The sequence below is a fragment of the Sphingomonas cremea genome (assembly GCF_021502585.1).
In the GTDB taxonomy this organism is placed as follows: Bacteria; Pseudomonadota; Alphaproteobacteria; order Sphingomonadales; family Sphingomonadaceae; genus Sphingomicrobium; species Sphingomicrobium cremea.
This window is the reverse complement of sequence record NZ_JAKFGM010000001.1, coordinates 433,325-452,680: the sequence shown is the minus strand read 5'-3', so window position 1 is coordinate 452,680 and position 19,356 is coordinate 433,325. Positions and strand designations below refer to the sequence as shown.

Sequence of the window (19,356 nt, the reverse complement as noted above, 5' to 3'; positions counted from 1 at the left end):
TGCTCGCGGCTCGCGTGGCTGGTGCCCCCGGTCCGAGTCGAACGGACACTCCTTGCGGAACTCGATTTTGAGTCGAGCGCGTCTACCAATTCCGCCACGGGGGCACGCAACGCGCCCTTAGCACGACCCGAACGCGGGGCAATACTGCACTTTTGAGGCCCTGTGCATCTGCATCGCGCCGGGCGCGCCAAGCGACTGCGGCACATACGCACGTCGAATATACCGACCATATGTCTACTTTGCATGGCAAGCGGACGCAGAGAGGGATAGCTTGCTACTGCCAATGCAAGGAGTGGGAGTGATTGTCTAAACGTCGTTGGAGCCTGGTGCTGGGTATGGGGCTCACATTGTCGGCGATGAGCGCCGACATGGCAGGGGCGGCGCGAACTCCCAAAATTCAAAAGCCGCGCATTGTTCCGCCGTCACAAATGCCACCGCTGCCACCGGCGGTGATCGACGATACGCTGGCGATCGGCGGGGAAGACATCAACGCCCGCAAAGTCAGCACGCGCATGACCGTCGAGGTGCAGGTGAACGGCCGCGGCCCCTATCGCTTTCTCGTCGACAGTGGCGCCGACACGTCAGTTGTGGGCCTGCGGATCGCCCGCGAACTGCAATTGCCGGTGGGCACAAAGGCGATCCTGCACGGCACCACAGCCAGCGCCGAAGTGGATCGCGTCCTCGTCGACCAACTCTCACTCGGGCAAAGCACGATCAGGGACCTTGAGGTTCCTGCATTGAAAGAGGAGGATTTAGGCGGCGAAGGAATGATCGGAATCGATGCGCTGGTCCAGCAGCGCCTGATGATGGATTTCGAGAAGCGCGTGATCAAGGCCGAGGACGCGCGGCAGCCCGCCAAACTGCTCGACGGCGAAATCGTCGTGACGGCACGACGCCGGCGCGGTCAATTGATCCTGACGCAGGTTAGCGCCGCCGGATTGCCCGTCGAAGCGGTCGTCGATACCGGATCGGAAATCACGATCGGCAACCTAGCCCTTCGCGACAAGCTTATCCGAGGGAATCGCCACAAGTTCGTGACGGTTGCAGTCACCGGCGTCACGGGAGTGACCGTCGATCTGCAACTTGCGCGCGTCGGGGAGCTTCGGCTGGGCTCGGTGACCCTGCGCGACGTGCCCATCGCCTTTGCCGACGTGCCGCCCTTTACGGTGTTCGGCCTGTCCAAGGAGCCATCATTGCTGCTCGGAACCGACCTGCTTGAAACATTTCGCCGCGTGTCGCTCGACTTCCGGGCGCGCAAGGTACGCTTCCAGCTGAGGCGATGCGGTTCGACCGGGGTCATCATCAGCACGTCGCCCACATTTTGGTCGAGCCGCCTATCGTCCGGCACCAATATGGAGGTCTGCCGAAGATAGTCGGAGCAGCGACCTCGGCTATGAGTTAGCCGACGCCAATTGCCCGCGTGGGGTCGAAAGCAAAGCTAGTTCCTGGGCGCCTGGCGGCGATAGCTTAGCGCTTCCGCTACGTGGATCCGGCCCACCTGCTCAGTTCCGGCAAGGTCGGCGATGGTCCGCGCCACGCGCAATACCCGATGAAACCCCCGCGCCGACAACCTCATTGCTGCCGCCGCGTCTGCCAGCAGCTTTCGGCCGGGTTCGTCGGGAGTCGCCACTGCGTCCAGTAATTCGCCGTCCGCCTCGGCATTGGTCCGCACGCCATTGCCGTTGAAGCGCTTCGACTGAACCGCGCGTGCCGCCGCGACCCGCCTCGCCACCTGGTCGCTGCCCTCGGCCGGCGGCGGCAGGGTCAAGTCGGCGGCGCTGACACCCTGCACCTCTACGTGGAGGTCGATGCGATCGAGCAAGGGGCCCGACACTTTCGCCTGATAGTCGGCGGCGCACCGCGGCGCTCGGGCGCAGGCCAGCGCCGGATCCCCCAAATGGCCGCAGCGGCAGGGGTTCATCGCGGCAACCATCTGCACCCGCGCCGGAAAAGTCACATGCATGTTGGCGCGGGCGACGCTGACGGTGCCGGTCTCCAGCGGCTGCCTAAGGGAGTCGAGCACGCCGCGCTGGAATTCGGGCAGTTCGTCAAGGAAGAGCACGCCGAGATGGGCCAGGCTGATCTCTCCGGGGCGAACCTTGAGCCCGCCACCGACCAGGGCCGGCATCGACGCGCTATGGTGCGGGGCTCGAAAAGGGCGGCGCCGTCGCAGCCGCCTGCCATCCAGCTCGCCGGCGACACTGGCAACCATTGATACTTCGAGCGCCTCCGACGGTTCGAGCGGCGGCAAAATGCCGGGAAGGCAGGCGGCGAGCAGGGACTTGCCGGCCCCAGGCGGTCCGCTCATCAAGAGATTGTGACCGCCGGCCGCGGCGATCTCCAATGCCCGCTTGGCGACTTCCTGGCCTTTTACCTGGCGGAGGTCAGGTCCGCTCGCGGCCGGTTCGGCCTCGCCCGGCTCAGGCGGCCGGAGGAGCTGCGTCCCCTTGAGATGCGACAGAAGCGCGAGCAAGTCGGGCGCGGCCAGCACTTCGACATTGCCCGCCCATGCGGCCTCGCTGCCCTGCGAAGCCGGGCAGATCAGCCCCATGTCTTGTCCGCTGGCATGGATTGCGGCGAGCAATACACCCGGCGAGGGAGCAATGCGCCCATCCAGTCCCAATTCGCCCACCGCTACATAATGCGACAGGCTTTCCGCATCGGTCGCACCGATCGCCGCCAGCAGCCCAAGGGCGATCGGAAGGTCGAAATGCGACCCTTCCTTGGGAAGGTCGGCGGGCGAAAGGTTTACGGTGATCCGCTTCGGCGGAAGCGCGAGACCGATCGCCGATAGCGCTGCGCGAACCCGTTCGCGGCTTTCGGCGACCGCCTTGTCCGGAAGTCCGACGATGACGAAGGCGGGCAAGCCGGCGCTGAGCTGGACCTGCACTTCGACAGCGCGTGCCTCGAGCCCGAGATAGGCAACGGTGGCTACGGTGGCGACCATTAGCGGCCGTCCCCCGCTACACCCCGACAATATTGACGCAAACGTCCTCCTGGCTCGGCAACTCGTGATTAGACCGCTTCCGAAACGACAGGCAAGCGCCCTCTTGCCGAGCGACGAACCCCTGCCCACATGGGCACGAATGTGGAAACGCGAGCAATGGCGCTCCTTCGTGGACCAGCCCTGGGTTGAGTGGGGAATGTTTGCCCTTGGGATGATCCTGATGATCGTCTCTCCGCTTGCCGGCGTGCTCCCAGGGCCAGGAGGCATATTCGTTTTCGCCATCGGCCTGGCGCTGGTCTTGAGGACCAGCATGTGGGCCAAGCGCCGCTACGTCCATTTCAAGCGCTGGCAGCCAAAGGTCGGTCGCTGGGCAGACTGGGGCCTCAGACGCCGCAGCGCCAAGCGGCGTGAAGCCCTACGCAAGGAACGCGAGGAACTGGGCTGTACGCCGCCCGCTGATGAAATGAACGAAGGCCCGATTGCCTCGGCCATTCCGGGTCCGCCGGCTCGTGCGCCCGAATTGCCGGGCGACCCTGAACGCTAATTGACTTATGGGCCCTCTCCGACTATCGGCGCCCTCGACATCGGCCGCTTCGGCGGCCCTTTTTCATTCGATATTTGAAGGCATGAGCGATGAAGCGCACTTTCCAGCCGAGCAATCTGGTCCGCAAGCGGCGGCACGGGTTCCGCAGCCGCATGGCGACGGTCGGCGGCCGCAAGGTGCTGAACGCGCGTCGCGCCCGCGGCCGCAAGAAGCTCAGCGCCTAATCACGCTTACCAAGCGCTCGGATTTTCTCGCCGCCAACCGCGGCAAGCGCGCCCCCATGCCCGGATTCGTTTTGCTGGTCCGACCGCGCGACGACGGGGATGAGACAATTCGCGTCGGCTTCACGGTGACGAAGAAGATCGGCAATGCGGTCGTTCGCAACCGGATGAAGCGCCGCTTTCGCGCCCTCGCCCGCGAAATCCTGCCCGAGAAGGGTATTGCCGGTGCCGATCATGTGCTGATCGGCCGTGCCGGCGGAATCGAGAGGGACTACGCCAGCCTCGCCACAGAGCTGAAGCGCGCGCTCAAGAAAGTTGCTTCGGCGTGATTGCCAAGGGCCTGATCCTGCTGACTCGCGGCTGGCAATTGGGCCCGAGCAAGATTCTTCCGCCCAGCTGTCGTTATCAGCCGAGTTGTTCGGCCTATGCGATCACCGCACTTCAACGCTATGGCGCGGCCAAAGGCGGCTGGCTCGCGCTAAAGCGAATCTGCCGTTGCCATCCCTGGGGGGGACAGGGCCCGGATCCGGTCCCCTGACAGTCAAGGAAATCTGATTACCGTGAACGACAACCGCAACATGCTCCTCGCGATCGTGCTGAGTGCCCTGGTGCTGATCGGCTGGACCTTTTTGTCCGACAAATTCTTCCCGACCGCCGGCCCGCAGACCCAGCAGGTCGAGAACGGCAAGGTCCGTCCTGCCCCGCAGCCGCAGGCGACGCCTGCTGCCGACGCGCCGGCGGCGATCCGCGATCGTGCGATTGTCCTGACTGAAACACCTCGCGTCCGCATCCAGACGCCCAGCCTTCAGGGGTCGATCAACCTCAAGGGCGCTCGCTTCGACGATCTGGTGCTGCTTAACCAGCGGGAGACTATTGCGAAGAATTCGCCGCCGGTCCGGCTGCTGTCGCCGGCAGGCGCCAGCGACAGCTATTTCGCCCAGTTCGGTTGGACCGGCCAGGGCGTTGCCGCACCGGACGCCAATGATGTTTGGACCGCCAGCGCGCCCGTACTGACGCCGGGCAAACCCGTGACGCTCAGCTGGACCAACCCGACCGGTCAACGGTTCGAGCAGATTGTCTCGGTCGACGACGGCTATCTGTTCACCGTGAAGCAGCGTGTCGTGAATGCCGGCGTCGGAGCGGTTGCGCTGCGCACCTATGGCCTCGCCAGCCGCTCGTCGAAAAGCAAGGATCCGTCGACCTGGACCAACCATGTGGGTCCGATCGGCTTCCTGGCTGACAAGGCGGACTATGATGTCGATTGGAAGACGCTGGACGAAAATAAGACGGGAATCACCCGTGACAGCCGCGGCGGCTGGCTCGGCTTCACCGACAAATATTGGCTGACCGCGCTCGCCCCGGCGAACGGCGCGCCGATAGAGGCCAGTTTCCGGAAGAGCGCGGCTGGGGCCTATCAGGCCGATTATGCCGGTACGTCGTTCGCCGTCGGCCCGGGCCAGGCGGTCTCCAGCGAAACCCGCCTGTTCGCCGGCGCCAAGGAAAAGCGCCTTCTCGACCGCTATGAAAACCAGGGCATCGCCAAGCTGTCGAAGTCGATCGACTGGGGCTGGTTCGAATGGTTCATGCGGCCGATATTCGGCCTTCTCCAATGGCTGTTCCACGCCACCGGCAATTTCGGCGTCGCCATCATCTGCCTGACGTTCATCGTCCGGCTGCTGATGTTCCCGATCGCCGACAAGCAGTTTCGATCGATGGCTGGCATGCGCAAGGTTCAGCCGAAGATGAAGGCGCTGCAGGAGCGCTACAAGGACGACAAGCCGCGCCTCCAGCAGGAGATGCTGAAGCTTTACCAGGAAGAGAAGATCAATCCCGCCGCAGGCTGCCTTCCGATCCTGCTTCAGATCCCGGTATTCTATGCGCTCTACAAGGTGCTCATGGTCAGCGTCGAAATGCGGCACCAGCCGTTCGCGCTGTGGATCAAGGATTTGAGCGCGCCGGATCCGGCAACCGTGGTCAACCTGTTCGGCGCCCTGAATTTCACGCCGCCCGGATTCCTGGCAATCGGCGTGCTGCCGATCCTGCTTGGCATTACCATGTGGATCCAGTTCAAATTGAATCCGCAGCAGATGGACCCGGTTCAGCAGCAGATTTTCGGTTTCATGCCGTGGATCTTGATGTTCGTCATGGCTCCGTTCGCGGCCGGGCTGCAGCTATACTGGGTGGTCTCAAACCTTTTGACGATCGGACAGCAGGCGTGGCTGTACAAGCGCTACGACATGCACCTGTCCGATACCCACCCGGTCAAGACCTAGAACCGGCATGGACGAGCTGCCTGACATTGGCGAACGTGCGCGGAAGCTCTTCTCGGGGCCGATCGACTTTCTGAAGTCGGCCCCGAAGCTCGAGCACCTGCCCGACCCGATCGTGCCTGAGATCGCCTTTGCCGGCCGCTCCAACGTCGGCAAGAGTTCGCTGATCAACGCGGTGACGAATCGCAGCAAGCTGGCCCGCGCGTCGAACACGCCGGGGCGGACGCAGGAACTCAATTACTTCGACGTCGGACGGCCCCTGGTCTTCCGGATGGTCGACATGCCCGGCTACGGATTCGCCGAAGCACCAAGGGATATGGTCAAGCGCTGGCGCTTCCTGATCAATGACTTCCTGCGCGGTCGGCAGGTTCTCAAACGGGCACTGGTGCTGGTTGATGCACGACACGGACTCAAGGATGTCGATCGCGACATTATGGGCATGCTCGACGATGCGGCGGTCAGTTACCACCTGGTCCTGACCAAGGCCGACAAGATCAAGCCGACCGAACTGGCAAAGATGTTCGAAGCCATTCGTACCGAAGCCGCCAAGCATCCGGCCGCGCATCCGCTCATTTTGCCGACTTCCAGCGAAACCGGTGAAGGCATCGCCGAGTTGAGGACCGCGATCCTGGAGGCAGTTCTTCAATGAAGTTGATTATCGGAAACCGGGCCTATTCGAGCTGGTCGATGCGCGGCTGGCTGGCGTTGAAGCACGCCGGGTTCGAATTTGAAGAGTTGGTTGTCCCGCTGTTCGACGAGGCATGGGAAAAACGCCGCGAAGGCGACGAGTTCGCGCCGTCGCTCGGCAAGGTTCCAATCCTGTGGGACGAGGATTGCGTGGTCTGGGACAGCCTGGCGATCATCGAATTTTGCGCCGACCGTGTCGGTCGCGAGCGTTTCTGGCCCGATGACGAATCGGCCCGCGGCATGGCCCGTTCGATGGCCGCCGAAATGCATTCGGGATTCGCGGCCCTGCGCCGGGAATTGCCATTCAATGTCCGTCGGAATTTCGGCTCGGTCGATCTTTCCGCCGAGGTCGAGGGCGAGGTCGACCGGATTCTCAACCTTTGGGCCCAGGCCCGTGCTCGCTTCGGCGGATCGGGCGAATATCTGTTCGGCGACTGGAGCGCGGTCGACATCATGTTCGCCCCGGTGGTCACCCGCTTCGTCACTTATGGCGTCAGGATCCCGCCGTTCGCCGCCACCTATATGGAGGCAGTCCTCCACCGCGCCGACGTGGTCGAATGGATCGAACTTGCGCAGGAGGAGCCGTGGGTGATCGAGGAGTATGAGGCGGCACCGGCCGCCTAGCGTGCGGGCTTTGGATATTCCGTACCGTCGCGCCGGCAAAAACGGCTGTCGTCGGTAAATATCATGTCGATGTCGCTGTATCCGCCGCCTGTGCGCGGACCCGCGCTGATCGCGACGAACGTGCAATCTTCGTCCGAACGATTGATGAGTTGATGGCCATTGGTGCTGCCCTTGGCCCATGCCAATATATCGCCCGCCTTGACCTCGGTTTCGCCGTCGTCCTCGACCAGCACCGCTGTTCCCGAAAGAATGATGACCATTTCATCCTCGCCGTCATGCCAATGCCGCTGACTTGACCATGCTCCCGGATCGAGAGTCACATGGCTTGCGCCGAGTTCGGTAAGTCCTGCGAGTGGAGCGATGCGCTTCCACCATCGTCCTTGCACCTCCTTGTGGAACGGATCGGGGTAACCGGTCGAATTGGACGCAGAGATAGACTCAAGATCGACTTTCGGCATGGCGATACAGTTGCTACGCGAGCGGTATGAATTCGTCTATCGATCCGGTCGAGCTTGCCTCCCGGCTCATTGCTTGCCCAAGCATCACTCCCGCCAGCGGCGAGGTGTTCGACCTGCTCGACAACGCGCTCCGCGGCATCGGGTTCGAAGTGCATCGCTGGGTGATGGGTGAGGCGCCGGACGGACCGACGGAAAATATGGTGGCGATGCGGGGATCGGGCGGGCCCCATTTCGGCTTCGCCGGTCACCTTGACGTGGTGCCGCCAGGCGACGGCTGGGCAAGCGATCCGTTCGAACCGGTGATCGAAGACGGCGTGCTGATCGGGCGCGGCGCAAATGACATGAAGAGCGCGATTGCCGCCTTTGTCTCCGCGGCCGCCATGGTACCGCAGGAAAAAGGTACGCTGTCGCTGCTGATTACCGGCGACGAGGAAGGCTATGCCACTTACGGCACGCCTCGCATCATCGATTGGCTGAAAGAGCGGCAAATCCGTCCGGACATGATCCTGATCGGCGAGCCGACGTCGGTCGACCAGCTGGGCGACACTATCAAGATCGGGCGGCGCGGATCGGTCAATATGTGGATCGATGTGCCGGGCACGCAGGGTCACGTCGCCTACCCGCATCGGGCCGACAATCCCGTGCCCAAGCTGGCACGGGTAGTCGATGCGCTCAATGACTTGCACCTCGACAAGGGCACCGATGCGTTCCCGCCGTCGAATCTGGAGTTCACTGCGGTCTCGACGCCCACGCAGGCAAGCAACGTTATCCCAGCATCGGCAACCGCCCAGCTCAACATTCGCTTCAACAATTTGCAGCGCGGCGCCGACCTGGTGCGGCTGGTCGAGCAGATAGCAGAGCGTGAGGCACCCGGGTCCGAAGTCCGGGCGCGCATTTCGGGTGAAGCGTTCCTCACTCCTCCGGGCGAACTTTACGACATCATCGTTTCGGCCATCCGGGAAGAGACGGGAATCGAGCCGGGGCTATCCACCAGCGGCGGAACATCCGATGGTCGCTTCCTGATCCAGCTATGCCCGGTCGTCGACTTCGGCCTGACCAATGCGAGCATGCACAAGGTTGGCGAGCATACGGCCGTCGAGGATATTTACGCGCTCAGCCGGATCTATAGCCGAGTCATCGAAAAGGTGTTCGGTTAGGCGACGCTGCGCGAGCCGCGGTCGGCGTTGCGCGTCCAGTTGAGATATTCTTCCTCGAACATCGGGTGGGCGAAGACAAAGCCCTGGACCGTGTCGCAACCCATGGCACGGAGGATGTCCGCCTGTGCGACTGTCTCGACCGCCTCCGCGACGATTTCCGCACCCACGCCCTTGATCAGCTGGACAACGGCTTGGACGACGACGCGCGCTTTCTCGCTGGTTTCGATATCGGCGATCAGCGACGGGTCGAGCTTGACCCGGTCGAGCGGCATCGCGCGCAGTCTCGAGATGTTGGAATAGCCGGTCCCGAAATCGTCGATGGCGATCGATGCTCCATCGCTACGAAGCGCGGCGATTTCACCCAATACCACTGCGGAGCATTCCATTGCCGCAGACTCGGTGAATTCCAATTCGACCATCGAGAGCGGGACCCCCGCCTCGTTGAAGGTTGCCCGCAGGCGCTGAAAAAAATCGGCCCGGTCGAGCTGGCGCGGACTGACATTGAAGGCCAGCCTGCGCTTGACTCCACTGGCATGCCATTCGGCAAGCATCGATGCGACTTCGGCAACCACCCAATCGCCGATATCGGCGATAATTCCGGTTTGCTCGGCGATCGGGATGAACGTCGCGGGCATGCGCATGCCCTCGCGCGGATGGTTCCAGCGCAGCAATGCCTCCGCGCCGCTAACCTCACCAGTGACGAAGCTTAGCTGAGGCTGCAGCGCCAACAGGAATTCCCCGCGCTGAACAGCCTCACTAAGCGCACTTTCCGTATCGATCTTGCGCTGGTGCTCGGCAGCCAATTCTTCGCTGAACAGGCAGTAGCGGCCGCCGCCGTTGTTCTTGGCGCGATACATGGCGATATCGGCCGCACGCATCAGTCCTTCGATCGCCGTGCCATGGTCGGGACAGATTGCGACACCGATCGAGGCCCCAATGTCGATGCTGTGACCGTGAAGCTCGAATGGTTCTGAAATGGCGAGGGCAATGCGGCGAGCAACGCGCTCGGCGTCCGAAGCCTCCTCAATTTCGGGAAAGAAGATAGTGAATTCGTCACCAGCAAGGCGGGCCAGCAACGGACGTTTGACCGGAGCTTCTCCCAACTCCGCCGTAACGACTACGCGAAGGCGGTTGGCGACCATGATCAACAATTGGTCACCGCGTGCGTGACCCAAGCTGTCGTTCACGTTCTTGAACCGGTCGAGATCGACGAACAGCATCGCGGCCTTTGTCTCGGACGCGCGGGCTGCCAGCAGCTTATCCGCCTCCGCCCGGAAATGAAGCCGGTTCGGCAATGAAGTCACCGGATCGTACATGCCCAGCGCATGGGCATTCTCGATCGAGGCACGAACCTCCGCGAACAGGCTATCGACTGCCGTCGCCAGCTTGGGCATGCAATCGCGGACAATCCGGGGAGTGGGACTCGTGAGGTCACCCTGTTCGACCGCCAACAGGCGATCGCCCAGAGCGGCCAGGGCGCGCGCGCTCTCGCTGTTGGGCCGTTCTGAGGCAATATAGCTGACCAGCAGGCAGAACGCGCCAGCCACGATCGATGCGACAACCTGTTGGTCGAAGCTGGTGATGTAGAGGAAGGCGGTCAGCGAAAAAATGAACGAGGCAAAGCCCGCAACGCCCGACAACAGGGCGTTGCTGATTTTTTGTGCCGTACCGTCCGCTACCTTGGAAATCGATCTGCCCCTTGTCGCCCGCCAGACAACGACGGGAAATTCAGGGAAACAGGACTAAACAGGTGAGGTTAAAAAAGGATGGAAACCGCTAAGCCTTGCGAAGAATAATATAAAGGCTTCCGCCCCCTCCATGCCGGCGATGCGCGCCGCGGACCGCAGCAATTCGATTTGCATGTCGTGAAACGGCCAGCCAATCATGCACCGCGGCGCGGATCCTGCCCCTTTCCAGGGGAGGCTCGCCCTTACGCTCATGACCGGTAACTAACAGCAAAACCCTGTCATTTGAGGCAATTGCCTGTTCGAGGGCGCGATCGATCGCCGTCCACGCTTGGTCAAGACTATGGCCATGGAGGTCAAGCGCCCGATCGGGTTGGACCCGGCCGGAACCCAGTCGACGGTCCCAGCCACCATCGAGCGTGGCGTCGCTAAGATTTTTAGTCCGTTTCGGAGGCAATTCAGCAGCACGGCTTGGCGGTACGCGGCCTTTTGGGCCGACCGGAGTCACCAATCCTGGCTTTGTCGCGATTACCGGCTCGGTCGTCGGATCACGAGACAGCGGGCGGATGGTCTCAGTGACTTTGGCCCAAAGCGCAGCCTCCTCAGGGGATAGCTTGCGCACGAGCCACAATTCCCTTGGGGAGCAGAATGATCGCCCTACCCTTTGCAGACATTCCGCCAGCCATGCGACGGGCGGCATCTCCGTGCCCCCAGAAGGTGTCGAACCGGTTGGCGCCCTTGATGGCGCCGCCAGTATCCTGTGCGATCCACAAGCCCGAGGCTTCCGGGCGGTCTAAGGCTACCACGACTGGCGCACCAAGCGGCACGAACTTGGGGTCAGCGGCTACAGACACTTGCGGTGTCACCGGAACGTTGAGTGCCCCAAGCGGGCCAGGCCCAGTCAGTTCCTTGAAGAAGACGTAGCTCGGATTTTCGAGCATGAGACCTCGCCCGCCATCAGGCTGCGACCGCATCCAGGATAGGATTGCATTCATGTCGGCACCGCCGGGCGGAAGAATGCCGCGATCTCGGAGCAATCGCCCGATCGCCACATATTCGCGGCCGTTCTGATCCGCGTAGCCAATGCGCACCTCTTGTCCGTCCGGAAGCTTCAGTCGTCCGGAGCCCTGGATCTGCAGGAAGAACAGCTCGACCGGATCGGCAGCCCATCCGATCTCCAGGCCGCGCCCCGCCAAGGCGCCACCCTCTATCTCAGCCCGTGCGTAGTAAAGGACACAAAGGCCTGTGGGATCCACCCGACCCCGGCCCTTTCCGTCCGGCCCGTAACATCGGACGAGATCGTCGGGTTTGGAATAGATTGGGACATCATAGCCTGGTGCCTGGACCCTCGAACCAGCGATCTCGGGCTCATAATAGCCGGTCGCAAATGCCTCGCCATTGCCGACCCGAGCCCAGTCGAACCGGTCGCGGAAAAAGGCCGACGCCTGTTCGGACGCAAGCGTAGCCGCCTCGCCGCAGAGCGGTTGCCAGTCGGTGGGTAGGGTCAGGCCGCTTTGGTCGGTACGCTGAACCAGCGCGGGGCAACTCAGCTTGAAAGCCGCAAGCGCCCTGGCCGCCTTCGCCGATTCCAGCGCGACAGGAGCCGCAAGCGCTACCCCTGCTTCGCGAGCGGTTGCGGGTGGAGGAGGAACAGGGGCGGGAGCAGGCGCAGGCGCAGGCGCCGGAGCAGGTGGCTGTGGCGCGGGAACGGGACCGCGCGTAGCGCAGGCGGCAAGCAGCAGGCTGGCGGAAAGCGCTAGCGCGCGTAAGAGCGCGCTCACTCTTCCTCGTCAGTTTCGACAAGCAGCCAATTGGGATCGTGCGAGGAAATATCGCGACGGAAGGTCCAGCGGTCGCGAGTCTGGACCGCATCGGACAGCGAGCCGGCGACGACTTCGCCAGCGGAATTGCGAGTCACCGCGGCAATGTCCGCCTCGAACCTTACGGTGACCATAGCAATGCTGCGATCGACCTCGGCCCCCGCGATCAGTGCCTGGTCGATCGCGACCAGCCGGTTATCGAGAACCAACCCATCCTTGGTTCGCTGCTCGACCGCGGCGGCAAAAGTCTCGTAGACATGGGCGTCGACGAACGGCTTCATCGCCGCAAGGTCGCCCTTCCAAAACGCCTCGAGGATCAGGCGATAGGCCGCCTTGCTGCCCTCCAGGAACCGGGCAACGTCGAAAGTCGAGTCCGCTGCCAGCAGTGCGCGCACCCCAGGGCCTGCCATCGGAAGGAAGGCAAGTTCGTCCGGCTCGCTCGGCATGGAAGGCGCCGACGCGCGAGCCGTGGCCCGCGGCTCAAGGCGTGCTTCAGCCTCCGGATCGGCGGGCTTCAGGATCGGCTGCTCATGCCCGGTGCGCTCTCCAAGCACACTGTACAGCCGAAGGCCGATGAACAGGGCAACGAGGGCAAGAATGACAATGGCGGTCAATGATGATTCCGTTCAAAACAAAAAATGCGCGTCCAACATAATCCCGACAACGCTCATATTCAAAGGGCGCTCCATCGGATGCCCCCGGCATTGCACCGCAAAGGCGCGGCTGCTAGTCGCTCGCGCCAAGCGGGCGGGCCTCAAGCAGGCTTACCTAATTACACCAACCTTCCCGATTCTTTGAGGAAATTCCATGGCCGACCAGGATCCGATCAACCCGACCCCAGAGGGCAATGGCGAGGGCGGCGGCGAAGCGCCGCAGGCCAGCACTATTGCTCAATATATCAAGGATTTGTCGGTCGAGAGTCCATCGTCGCCCCAGGTTTTTCAGTGGCAGGCTCCGCCGTCGCTCGACGTCCAGTTCGGAATCACCGGCAACAAGGTTGCCGACGACGTCCATGAAATCGTGCTGAAGATCGAACTGAACGCCAAATCGGATGGCGGCACGCATTTCATTGTCGACCTGAGCTATGCCGGCCTCTTCGGTTTCCGCAATATTCCGGAGGAAGCACTTCCGCCATTCCTGCTGGTCGAAGCGCCGCGCCTCTTGTTCCCCTTCGCGCGCCAGATTGTCGCGGATGCGGTGCAGAACCTCGGCTTCCCGCCTGTATTGCTCGATCCGATCGACTTTGCTTCCGCCTATATGGCGCAGGCCGAGAGCCAGCAGCAGGTCGAAGGCCAGCCGGGCGGTGGCGGCGAGCCGCCGGTCGGCCACGCCTGACCTCCGCGCAGCCCGGCCGATGAACCTCGTCAAGGCGACAGGCACGATCGGCGGCCTGACGCTGGTCAGCCGCATCGCGGGCTTCGGCCGCGAAATGCTGATGAGCCGGGTGATGGGCGCCAGCTGGCAGGCCGACGCATTCTTCGTTGCCTTCAGGTTACCGAACACATTTCGGAGGCTGTTCGGTGAAGGCGCGTTCTCGGCCGGCTTCGTGCCGCTCTATGCACAGCGGCTCCATGGCGAGGGCGGCCAGGAGGAGGCCAGGCATTTCTCGGAAGAGGTGCTTGCCGTTTTTGCGCCGACCCTCGTGCTGTTCACGATCGTTTTCGAGATCATCATGGGGCCCTTCGTCTTCTTGATCTCGGGCTATCATGCGGAAAAGCTGGCGCTCGCCACCCTCCTCACCCGCATCACTTTTCCCTACCTCGTCCTGATCAGCCTGGTTTCGCTTTTCTCCGGCATCCTCAATTCGCTGACGCGATTCACCGCGGCGGCATTTGCCCCGGCGCTGCTGAACCTCGCCATGCTCGCCGCGCTGATCTTCGTGCCAGTCGGCGGGCAGACGACGGCGATTGCCCTAGCTATCGCGGTTACGTTCGGCGGCGTGTTGCAGTTAGGGCTGCTCCTCCTTGCCTGTGCCCGCGCCGGGATTGTGCTGAAGCTGACACGGCCGAAGATCACGCCGGGCGTTCGACAGTTTGTGAGGGTCGTGATCCCGGCAACGCTGGGCGCAGGCGTCTACCAAATCAGTGCCTTCATCGACACATTCTTCCTGGCCCGGCTGGGGACGGGCTCGCTCAGCTATTTCAACTACGCCGACCGCCTCAACCAGTTGCCGCTCGGGGTCATCGGTGCTGCCCTTGGCACCGCCATCCTTCCACAAGTAAGCCGCCATGTCGGCGCAGGCGAACCGGGCAAGGCAGCTTATGTCCAGGCGCAGGCCGCCGAACTGGCGATGCTGCTGTGTCTCCCGGCTGCATTGGCCCTTTCGGTTGCATCGGGCCCGCTGATCTCCGCCCTGTTCGAAGGAGGGCGTTTCACTTCGCAGGATGCAGCGATCACCGCCCTGACCTTGGCGATTATCGTTACCGGCCTGCCTGCCTACGTCCTGGTCAAGGTGCTGACCCCTGGTTTCTATTCGAGGCAGGACACGGCCACCCCGGTAAAGACGGCAGGTGTCACGCTGATTGCCAATGTCCTGCTGAATTTCGCGCTGATTCCGCCCTTCGGAATTGCGGGCCTGGCGGCGGCAATCGCAATTTGCTCGTGGCTCAATTGCCTGATGCTCTATGTCATCCTGCATCGTCGCGGTCATTTCCGGATCGAACCTTGGCTTGCGCTTCGCATCGGCAAGCAATTGATTGCTGGGGCAGCGATGGCGGCGGTGCTGTGGGTGGTCAAGGGGCAGTTGGCCGACTTCTTCGCCGGATCGGTCGGTCATCGCCTGATTGGGGTTGGCGCGCTGATCGCAAGCGGCATGGCGGTTTATTTCCCGATCGTTTGGGTGATTGGGGGCATGGGCAAGGAAGATATTCAGGCGTTGCTGAGCCGGCGCGGCAGGCGCGGGAGTGATTCAGTATGAAAAAGGACATGCGCGTCGTCTCGGGGATTCAGCCGACTGGCGGCCTTCATCTCGGCAACCTTCTCGGTGCGATTTTGCGCTGGGTGAGAATGCAGGATGAGGCCGAATGCCTGTTCTTCCTCGCCGACCTTCATGCGCTCACCATCGACGTCGATCCGGCCAAGCTTCGGGCGAATGTGCGCGAAATGGCTGCGGCGCTGATCGCCAGTGGCATCGACCCGGCCAAATCGACCCTCTTCGCGCAAAGTGCGGTCCCGGCTCACCCGGAGCTGGCGTGGATCCTTAATTGCACCGCGCGGATGGGCTGGCTGAATCGCATGACCCAGTTCAAGGAAAAATCGGGCAAGAGCCGGGAAGGAGCCAGCGTCGGGCTATTCACCTATCCGGTGCTGCAGGCTGCGGACGTACTGGTTTACCAGGCGACCCATGTCCCAGTCGGCGAAGATCAGAAGCAGCATATCGAACTCGCCCGTGACATTGCCCTGAAGTTCAACAACGACTTCGACGTCGAGCTGTTCATTCCGCCTGAGCCGTTCATTGGCGGGGGTACAGCGGCACGGGTCATGAGCCTGCGCGATGGCTCTGCCAAAATGTCGAAATCCGATCCGTCCGAGCAAAGTCGGATACATTTGACCGACAGCGATGATGAGATCGCCCAGAAGATTCGCAAGGCCAAAACCGATCCCGAACCGTTGCCCGAAGATCCCGATCAGCTCGAACAGCGGCCGGAGGCAAAGAACCTCGTTGGGATCATGGCCGCAATGACCGGCGAAACGCCTGCTGCCGTGCTCCAACGCTTTACCGGCCAGGGTTTTGGAATGTTCAAGCCGGCGCTGGCCGATGCTACCATCGCCCTTCTGGAACCGCTCCGGAAACGACTGATTGAGTTGCGTCAGGATGAAGCGGCACTCGATGCGATCCTTGCCGCCGGCGCCGAAAAAGCATCGGCGCTAGCGGCGCCGACCCTGGCTGAGGCTTATCGAGCGGTGGGCCTCAGGCAGTGAAGCGACCGAGTCGCGATGCCGACTCTCACGCTTCATCGCCTATTCAGCACGTTTCATGTAGTGTCACACAGTACCAACGGATAATCCGACTCGGGGTGTGACATGATGCGTATCAACAAGCTCGCCGCGGCCGTGTTGCTGGGCGTTTCCGCGCTGGGCCTTTCAGCATGCGCAACAGGACTCCAAACGAAGGTCTCCCGTTACCAGGCAATGCCTGCCCCGCAGGGTCAAAGCTTCGTGGTAGTACCGATGAATCCCAATGACATGGGTGGGCTCGAATTCTCGCGCTACGCGGAACTGGTAGCCCAGCGGATGCAGGCCCAGGGCTATGCCCGGGCAGCTTCTGTCGACCAAGCCACAATGATCGTCCATCTTGGCTACGGCGTGGACGACGGAAACACTGAAATCGTCAGTGACCCCTTCTACGGCGGCTACGGCGGCTATGGTGGCTGGGGCTATGGCCGCTACGGCGGCGGCTGGGGCCACGGATATTATTGGGGCTGGAACGACCCGTTTTGGGGTGCACCCTATGGCAGTTCAATTCGGTCTTATGTCTACTATGTAAGCCAACTGGACCTCGACATTCGCCGCAAGGTGGACAACGCCTCCCTGTTCGAGGGCAAAGCCAAGGCCCGCTCGCGAACCGACGAGCTTGCGCGCCTCGTGCCAAGCCTGGTTGACGCGATGTTCACTGGTTTTCCTGGCCAGTCGGGCGAAACGATCAAGATCACCATTCCCAACCAGCCGAAGCAGGCAACCGCCGGCTACTGATCGTCGAGCCAAAGCAAAGCTCGCCGGGAGTTTTCCTGGCGGGCCTTGCTTTGGCTTTGAAAATAGTAGGGCCCGCCCGGTTTCCCGAGCGGGCCCCCGACCAGTTGGGGACTGGACCTCTACCCCGGTCATCCCACCAAATTGATGGGACAACCTTAACCCCCCAGATCAGCCCTCCAGCTGGCGCGTAAGCAGGCGAATGTCGGCGTCGAGCTCCGAATCCGCAGCGCGCAGCCGTTCGATTTGCTTGACCGCATGAATTACAGTCGTGTGGTCGCGCCCGCCGAAACGGCGGCCAATGTCGGGCAGCGACTTAGGCGTCAGCTGCTTCGACAGATACATCGCCACCTGCCGCGGGCGAGCTACTTCGCGGGCGCGGCGCGCAGACGTCATTTCCGCCTTGCGGATTCGGTAATGCTCGGCGACCTGCGTCTGAATCTCATCGATCGAGATACGGCGCTGGTTGGCGCGCAAAACATTGGCCAACACTTCCTCGACGAATGCGACATCGATCACACGACCGGTCATCATCGCATAGGCAGCGATACGGTTCAGGGCGCCCTCGAGCTCGCGAATCGAGCTGGTGATGCGCCGGGCAAGGAATTCCACCACGCCGCGCGGCATCTCGACCCCCGGAAGTGCCGAGAGCTTGGCGTCGATGATATTGAGGCGGAGTTCATAGTCCGCCGGGTTGATGTCGGCGACGAGGCCCCAGCTGAGGCGCGAAAGGATCCGCGGCGCGATTCCGTCAAGATCCTGGGGTGCACGATCCGATGTAATCACCAGCCGTCGGTTGGCAGTGATGATTTCATTCATCGTGTGGAAGAATTCTTCCTGGGTCGAATCCTTGCCGGCAATGAACTGGACATCGTCGATAAGCAGCAAGTCTGCTGAACGAAGCCGGCTCTTGAAGCCGATCGTGTCATTTTCGCGAAGCGCGCGGATGAACTCGACCATGAACTTTTCGGCCGACATCGACACTACGCGCGCGGTCGGGCGGCATTCGAGGAACGCCTGGCCAATGGCGTGGAGCAGGTGCGTCTTGCCGCGACCAGTGCCACCATGGATGAACAGCGGATTGAAGGCGATATTGTCTGCAGTCGCCAGGGTCTTCGCAGCGGTCGCCGCAACCTCGTTGGCCTTGCCGACCACAAAGGTTTCGAACCGATAGCGCGGGTCAAAATTGGGAGCCGAAGGATCACGTTCGCGCGGGCCCACCGGCGCCGCCGGGATTTCTTCCAAGATCAAGAGTGGCGCCGGTCGCGGCCCATCGGCAGCGGCAACGATTCGAACGTCTCGAACGATGGGCAGAACCGTGCGCCACGCCAGTGCAAGGCGTTCCCCGAAATGGCTTTGCACCCAATCGGCCATGAACTGGCTGGGCATGACGATTTCCAGTTCGCCCGCTTCTCCATTGAAGGCGCCTAGCTCGGCGGGCTTCAGCCAGCCGTCGAAGGTACGTGCACCGCAGTCACGGCGAAGTCCGGCGCGGATCGTTTCCCAGGCTGCTTCAAGGGGTGCGGGGACCGTGCCAGAATCGGAGACACACAAATTTTCCCGACTGCCGTGCACTGGCGCGCGCCTCCCAAACTCAAAACTTTCCGGACATGAAGACTCGTCCCGCGCGACGTGAGTCGCGACGCAAAAAGCAACTTCAGTCTCTAGCCCCCCGGAGCGGATTCGCCGCCGGAAAGATCGTTTTGAGAGTCTGGAGCGCGTGATTCAAGAGCCGAATTTTCATCAATGTGAAATAAACTGGCTTGACAGAGGGAAGCCGCCAAATCCGCCTGAATTCGGCGGATTTTAGCCTTTCCTGACAGAGCCAGTAAAAACCCATCCTCGCGAATCGCGGGAATCCCTAGACTTTTTTCAGTCAACAAAATGAAACGGGCCGCCGGTCGCCCGGCAGCCCGTCCCGAAATATAACGTAAACGCGAAATTAACCGAGCGATGCGACCCGCTTGGTGAGGCGCGAAAACTTCCGCGAAGCGGTGTTTTTGTGCATCACGCCGCGCGCGACTCCGCGGGCAATCTCCGGCTGGGCCTGCTTCAAGGCGGCTGCAGCATCGTCCTTCTTGCCGGCGGCAATGGCCGACTCGACGGCTTTGATGAAGGTACGGATGCGGCTCACCCGGGCGCCGTTTATGGCCGCACGGCTGGCGTTGCGACGGATGCGCTTCTTGGCTTGCGGCGTGTTCGCCATCGATCGACCTCTAAAACTCTATGGTGTCTAAAGAAAAAAGCGGCGCAA

21 protein-coding genes and 1 tRNA gene are annotated in these 19,356 nt (G+C 62.2%); 13 read left to right on the top strand and 9 right to left on the bottom strand.

Features of this window, described 5'->3' with window-relative positions; translation table 11 throughout:
* Positions 1–19: 19 nt before the first annotated feature.
* Positions 20–104, bottom strand: a tRNA-Leu gene (locus tag LVY65_RS02380).
* Positions 105–302: 198 nt separating this feature from the next.
* Between LVY65_RS02380 and LVY65_RS02375 the strand changes: the two genes are divergently transcribed.
* Positions 303–1,373, top strand: coding sequence for a retroviral-like aspartic protease family protein (locus LVY65_RS02375; protein WP_235066408.1), 1,071 nt, complete (start codon positions 303–305; stop codon positions 1,371–1,373).
* A gap of 65 nt (positions 1,374–1,438) precedes the next feature.
* Here LVY65_RS02375 and LVY65_RS02370 read toward each other — a convergent pair whose 3' ends face one another.
* Positions 1,439–2,947, bottom strand: coding sequence for a YifB family Mg chelatase-like AAA ATPase (locus LVY65_RS02370; protein ID WP_235066407.1), 1,509 nt, complete (start codon positions 2,945–2,947; stop codon positions 1,439–1,441).
* A gap of 139 nt (positions 2,948–3,086) precedes the next feature.
* On the opposite strand from LVY65_RS02370, the gene LVY65_RS02365 reads away from it, so the two are divergent.
* The 7 genes from LVY65_RS02365 (at position 3,087) to LVY65_RS02335 (ending at position 7,293) form a co-directional block, all read left to right on the top strand.
* Positions 3,087–3,491, top strand: a complete 405-nt coding sequence (locus tag LVY65_RS02365; protein WP_235066406.1) for a hypothetical protein — start codon at positions 3,087–3,089, stop codon at positions 3,489–3,491.
* An 89-nt stretch (positions 3,492–3,580) separates the two neighbouring features.
* Positions 3,581–3,715, top strand: coding sequence for a 50S ribosomal protein L34 (gene rpmH, locus LVY65_RS02360; RefSeq protein ID WP_037504084.1), 135 nt, complete (start codon positions 3,581–3,583; stop codon positions 3,713–3,715).
* The gene (gene rnpA / locus LVY65_RS02355) at positions 3,715–4,041 is read left to right on the top strand and encodes a ribonuclease P protein component (protein ID WP_328282489.1); all 327 of its coding nucleotides are present in this window, start codon (positions 3,715–3,717) and stop codon (positions 4,039–4,041) included. Before rpmH ends, rnpA begins: the two co-directional genes overlap by 1 nt.
* Complete coding sequence (gene yidD / locus LVY65_RS02350; RefSeq protein WP_235066404.1) at positions 4,038–4,250, top strand: membrane protein insertion efficiency factor YidD; 213 nt, start codon at positions 4,038–4,040, stop codon at positions 4,248–4,250. The genes rnpA and yidD overlap by 4 nt, the downstream gene beginning before the upstream one ends.
* A 22-nt stretch (positions 4,251–4,272) precedes the next feature.
* The gene (yidC, locus tag LVY65_RS02345) at positions 4,273–5,985 is read left to right on the top strand and encodes a membrane protein insertase YidC (protein ID WP_235066403.1); all 1,713 of its coding nucleotides are present in this window, start codon (positions 4,273–4,275) and stop codon (positions 5,983–5,985) included.
* A 7-nt stretch (positions 5,986–5,992) separates the two neighbouring features.
* Positions 5,993–6,631, top strand: a complete 639-nt coding sequence (gene yihA / locus LVY65_RS02340) for a ribosome biogenesis GTP-binding protein YihA/YsxC (RefSeq protein WP_235066402.1) — start codon at positions 5,993–5,995, stop codon at positions 6,629–6,631.
* Complete coding sequence (locus LVY65_RS02335; RefSeq protein WP_235066401.1) at positions 6,628–7,293, top strand: glutathione S-transferase family protein; 666 nt, start codon at positions 6,628–6,630, stop codon at positions 7,291–7,293. Before yihA ends, LVY65_RS02335 begins: the two co-directional genes overlap by 4 nt.
* Here the strand turns inward: LVY65_RS02335 and LVY65_RS02330 are convergent.
* Entirely contained in the window at positions 7,290–7,751 is a 462-nt protein-coding gene (locus LVY65_RS02330; protein ID WP_235066400.1) for a cupin domain-containing protein, read from the bottom strand. The genes LVY65_RS02335 and LVY65_RS02330 overlap by 4 nt on opposite strands.
* A gap of 26 nt (positions 7,752–7,777) precedes the next feature.
* Here LVY65_RS02330 and dapE point away from each other — a divergent pair, with 26 nt between their 5' ends.
* Entirely contained in the window at positions 7,778–8,908 is a 1,131-nt protein-coding gene (gene dapE / locus LVY65_RS02325) for a succinyl-diaminopimelate desuccinylase (protein WP_235066399.1), read from the top strand.
* Here dapE and LVY65_RS02320 read toward each other — a convergent pair.
* The 4 genes from LVY65_RS02320 to LVY65_RS02305 form a co-directional block, all read right to left on the bottom strand.
* Positions 8,905–10,548 (bottom strand): putative bifunctional diguanylate cyclase/phosphodiesterase, encoded by a 1,644-nt coding sequence (locus tag LVY65_RS02320; protein WP_235066398.1) that lies wholly within the window; start codon positions 10,546–10,548, stop codon positions 8,905–8,907. The two genes, dapE and LVY65_RS02320, sit on opposite strands and share 4 nt — an antisense overlap.
* A 136-nt stretch (positions 10,549–10,684) precedes the next feature.
* Complete coding sequence (locus LVY65_RS02315; RefSeq protein ID WP_235066397.1) at positions 10,685–11,293, bottom strand: Smr/MutS family protein; 609 nt, start codon at positions 11,291–11,293, stop codon at positions 10,685–10,687.
* Positions 11,196–12,374, bottom strand: a complete 1,179-nt coding sequence (mltA, locus tag LVY65_RS02310; RefSeq protein ID WP_235066396.1) for a murein transglycosylase A — start codon at positions 12,372–12,374, stop codon at positions 11,196–11,198. The genes LVY65_RS02315 and mltA overlap by 98 nt, the downstream gene beginning before the upstream one ends.
* On the bottom strand, positions 12,371–13,027 hold the full coding sequence (locus tag LVY65_RS02305; RefSeq protein WP_235066395.1) for a Tim44/TimA family putative adaptor protein: 657 nt from the start codon (positions 13,025–13,027) through the stop codon (positions 12,371–12,373). Before LVY65_RS02305 ends, mltA begins: the two co-directional genes overlap by 4 nt.
* 193 nt (positions 13,028–13,220) lie before the next feature.
* Between LVY65_RS02305 and secB the strand changes: the two genes are divergently transcribed.
* The 4 genes from secB to LVY65_RS02285 all read left to right on the top strand — a co-directional run bounded on the left by secB (position 13,221) and on the right by LVY65_RS02285 (position 17,105).
* Positions 13,221–13,748, top strand: coding sequence for a protein-export chaperone SecB (gene secB / locus LVY65_RS02300; protein WP_235066394.1), 528 nt, complete (start codon positions 13,221–13,223; stop codon positions 13,746–13,748).
* A gap of 19 nt (positions 13,749–13,767) precedes the next feature.
* The gene (gene murJ, locus LVY65_RS02295) at positions 13,768–15,330 is read left to right on the top strand and encodes a murein biosynthesis integral membrane protein MurJ (protein WP_235066393.1); all 1,563 of its coding nucleotides are present in this window, start codon (positions 13,768–13,770) and stop codon (positions 15,328–15,330) included.
* Between the two features lie 8 nt (positions 15,331–15,338).
* Positions 15,339–16,334: a tryptophan--tRNA ligase gene (gene trpS / locus LVY65_RS02290; RefSeq protein WP_235067148.1), complete on the top strand. Its 996-nt coding sequence runs from the start codon at positions 15,339–15,341 to the stop codon at positions 16,332–16,334.
* 102 nt (positions 16,335–16,436) lie between these two features.
* Positions 16,437–17,105, top strand: a complete 669-nt coding sequence (locus LVY65_RS02285) for a DUF4136 domain-containing protein (RefSeq protein ID WP_235066392.1) — start codon at positions 16,437–16,439, stop codon at positions 17,103–17,105.
* Between the two features lie 168 nt (positions 17,106–17,273).
* Here the strand turns inward: LVY65_RS02285 and dnaA are convergent, their stop codons facing one another.
* Positions 17,274–18,677, bottom strand: a complete 1,404-nt coding sequence (gene dnaA, locus LVY65_RS02280) for a chromosomal replication initiator protein DnaA (RefSeq protein ID WP_235066391.1) — start codon at positions 18,675–18,677, stop codon at positions 17,274–17,276.
* 367 nt (positions 18,678–19,044) lie between these two features.
* Positions 19,045–19,308 carry a 30S ribosomal protein S20 gene (gene rpsT, locus LVY65_RS02275; RefSeq protein ID WP_235066390.1) on the bottom strand — a complete coding sequence of 88 codons (264 nt, stop codon included), beginning with the start codon at positions 19,306–19,308 and terminating at the stop codon, positions 19,045–19,047.
* Positions 19,309–19,356 lie beyond the last annotated feature (48 nt).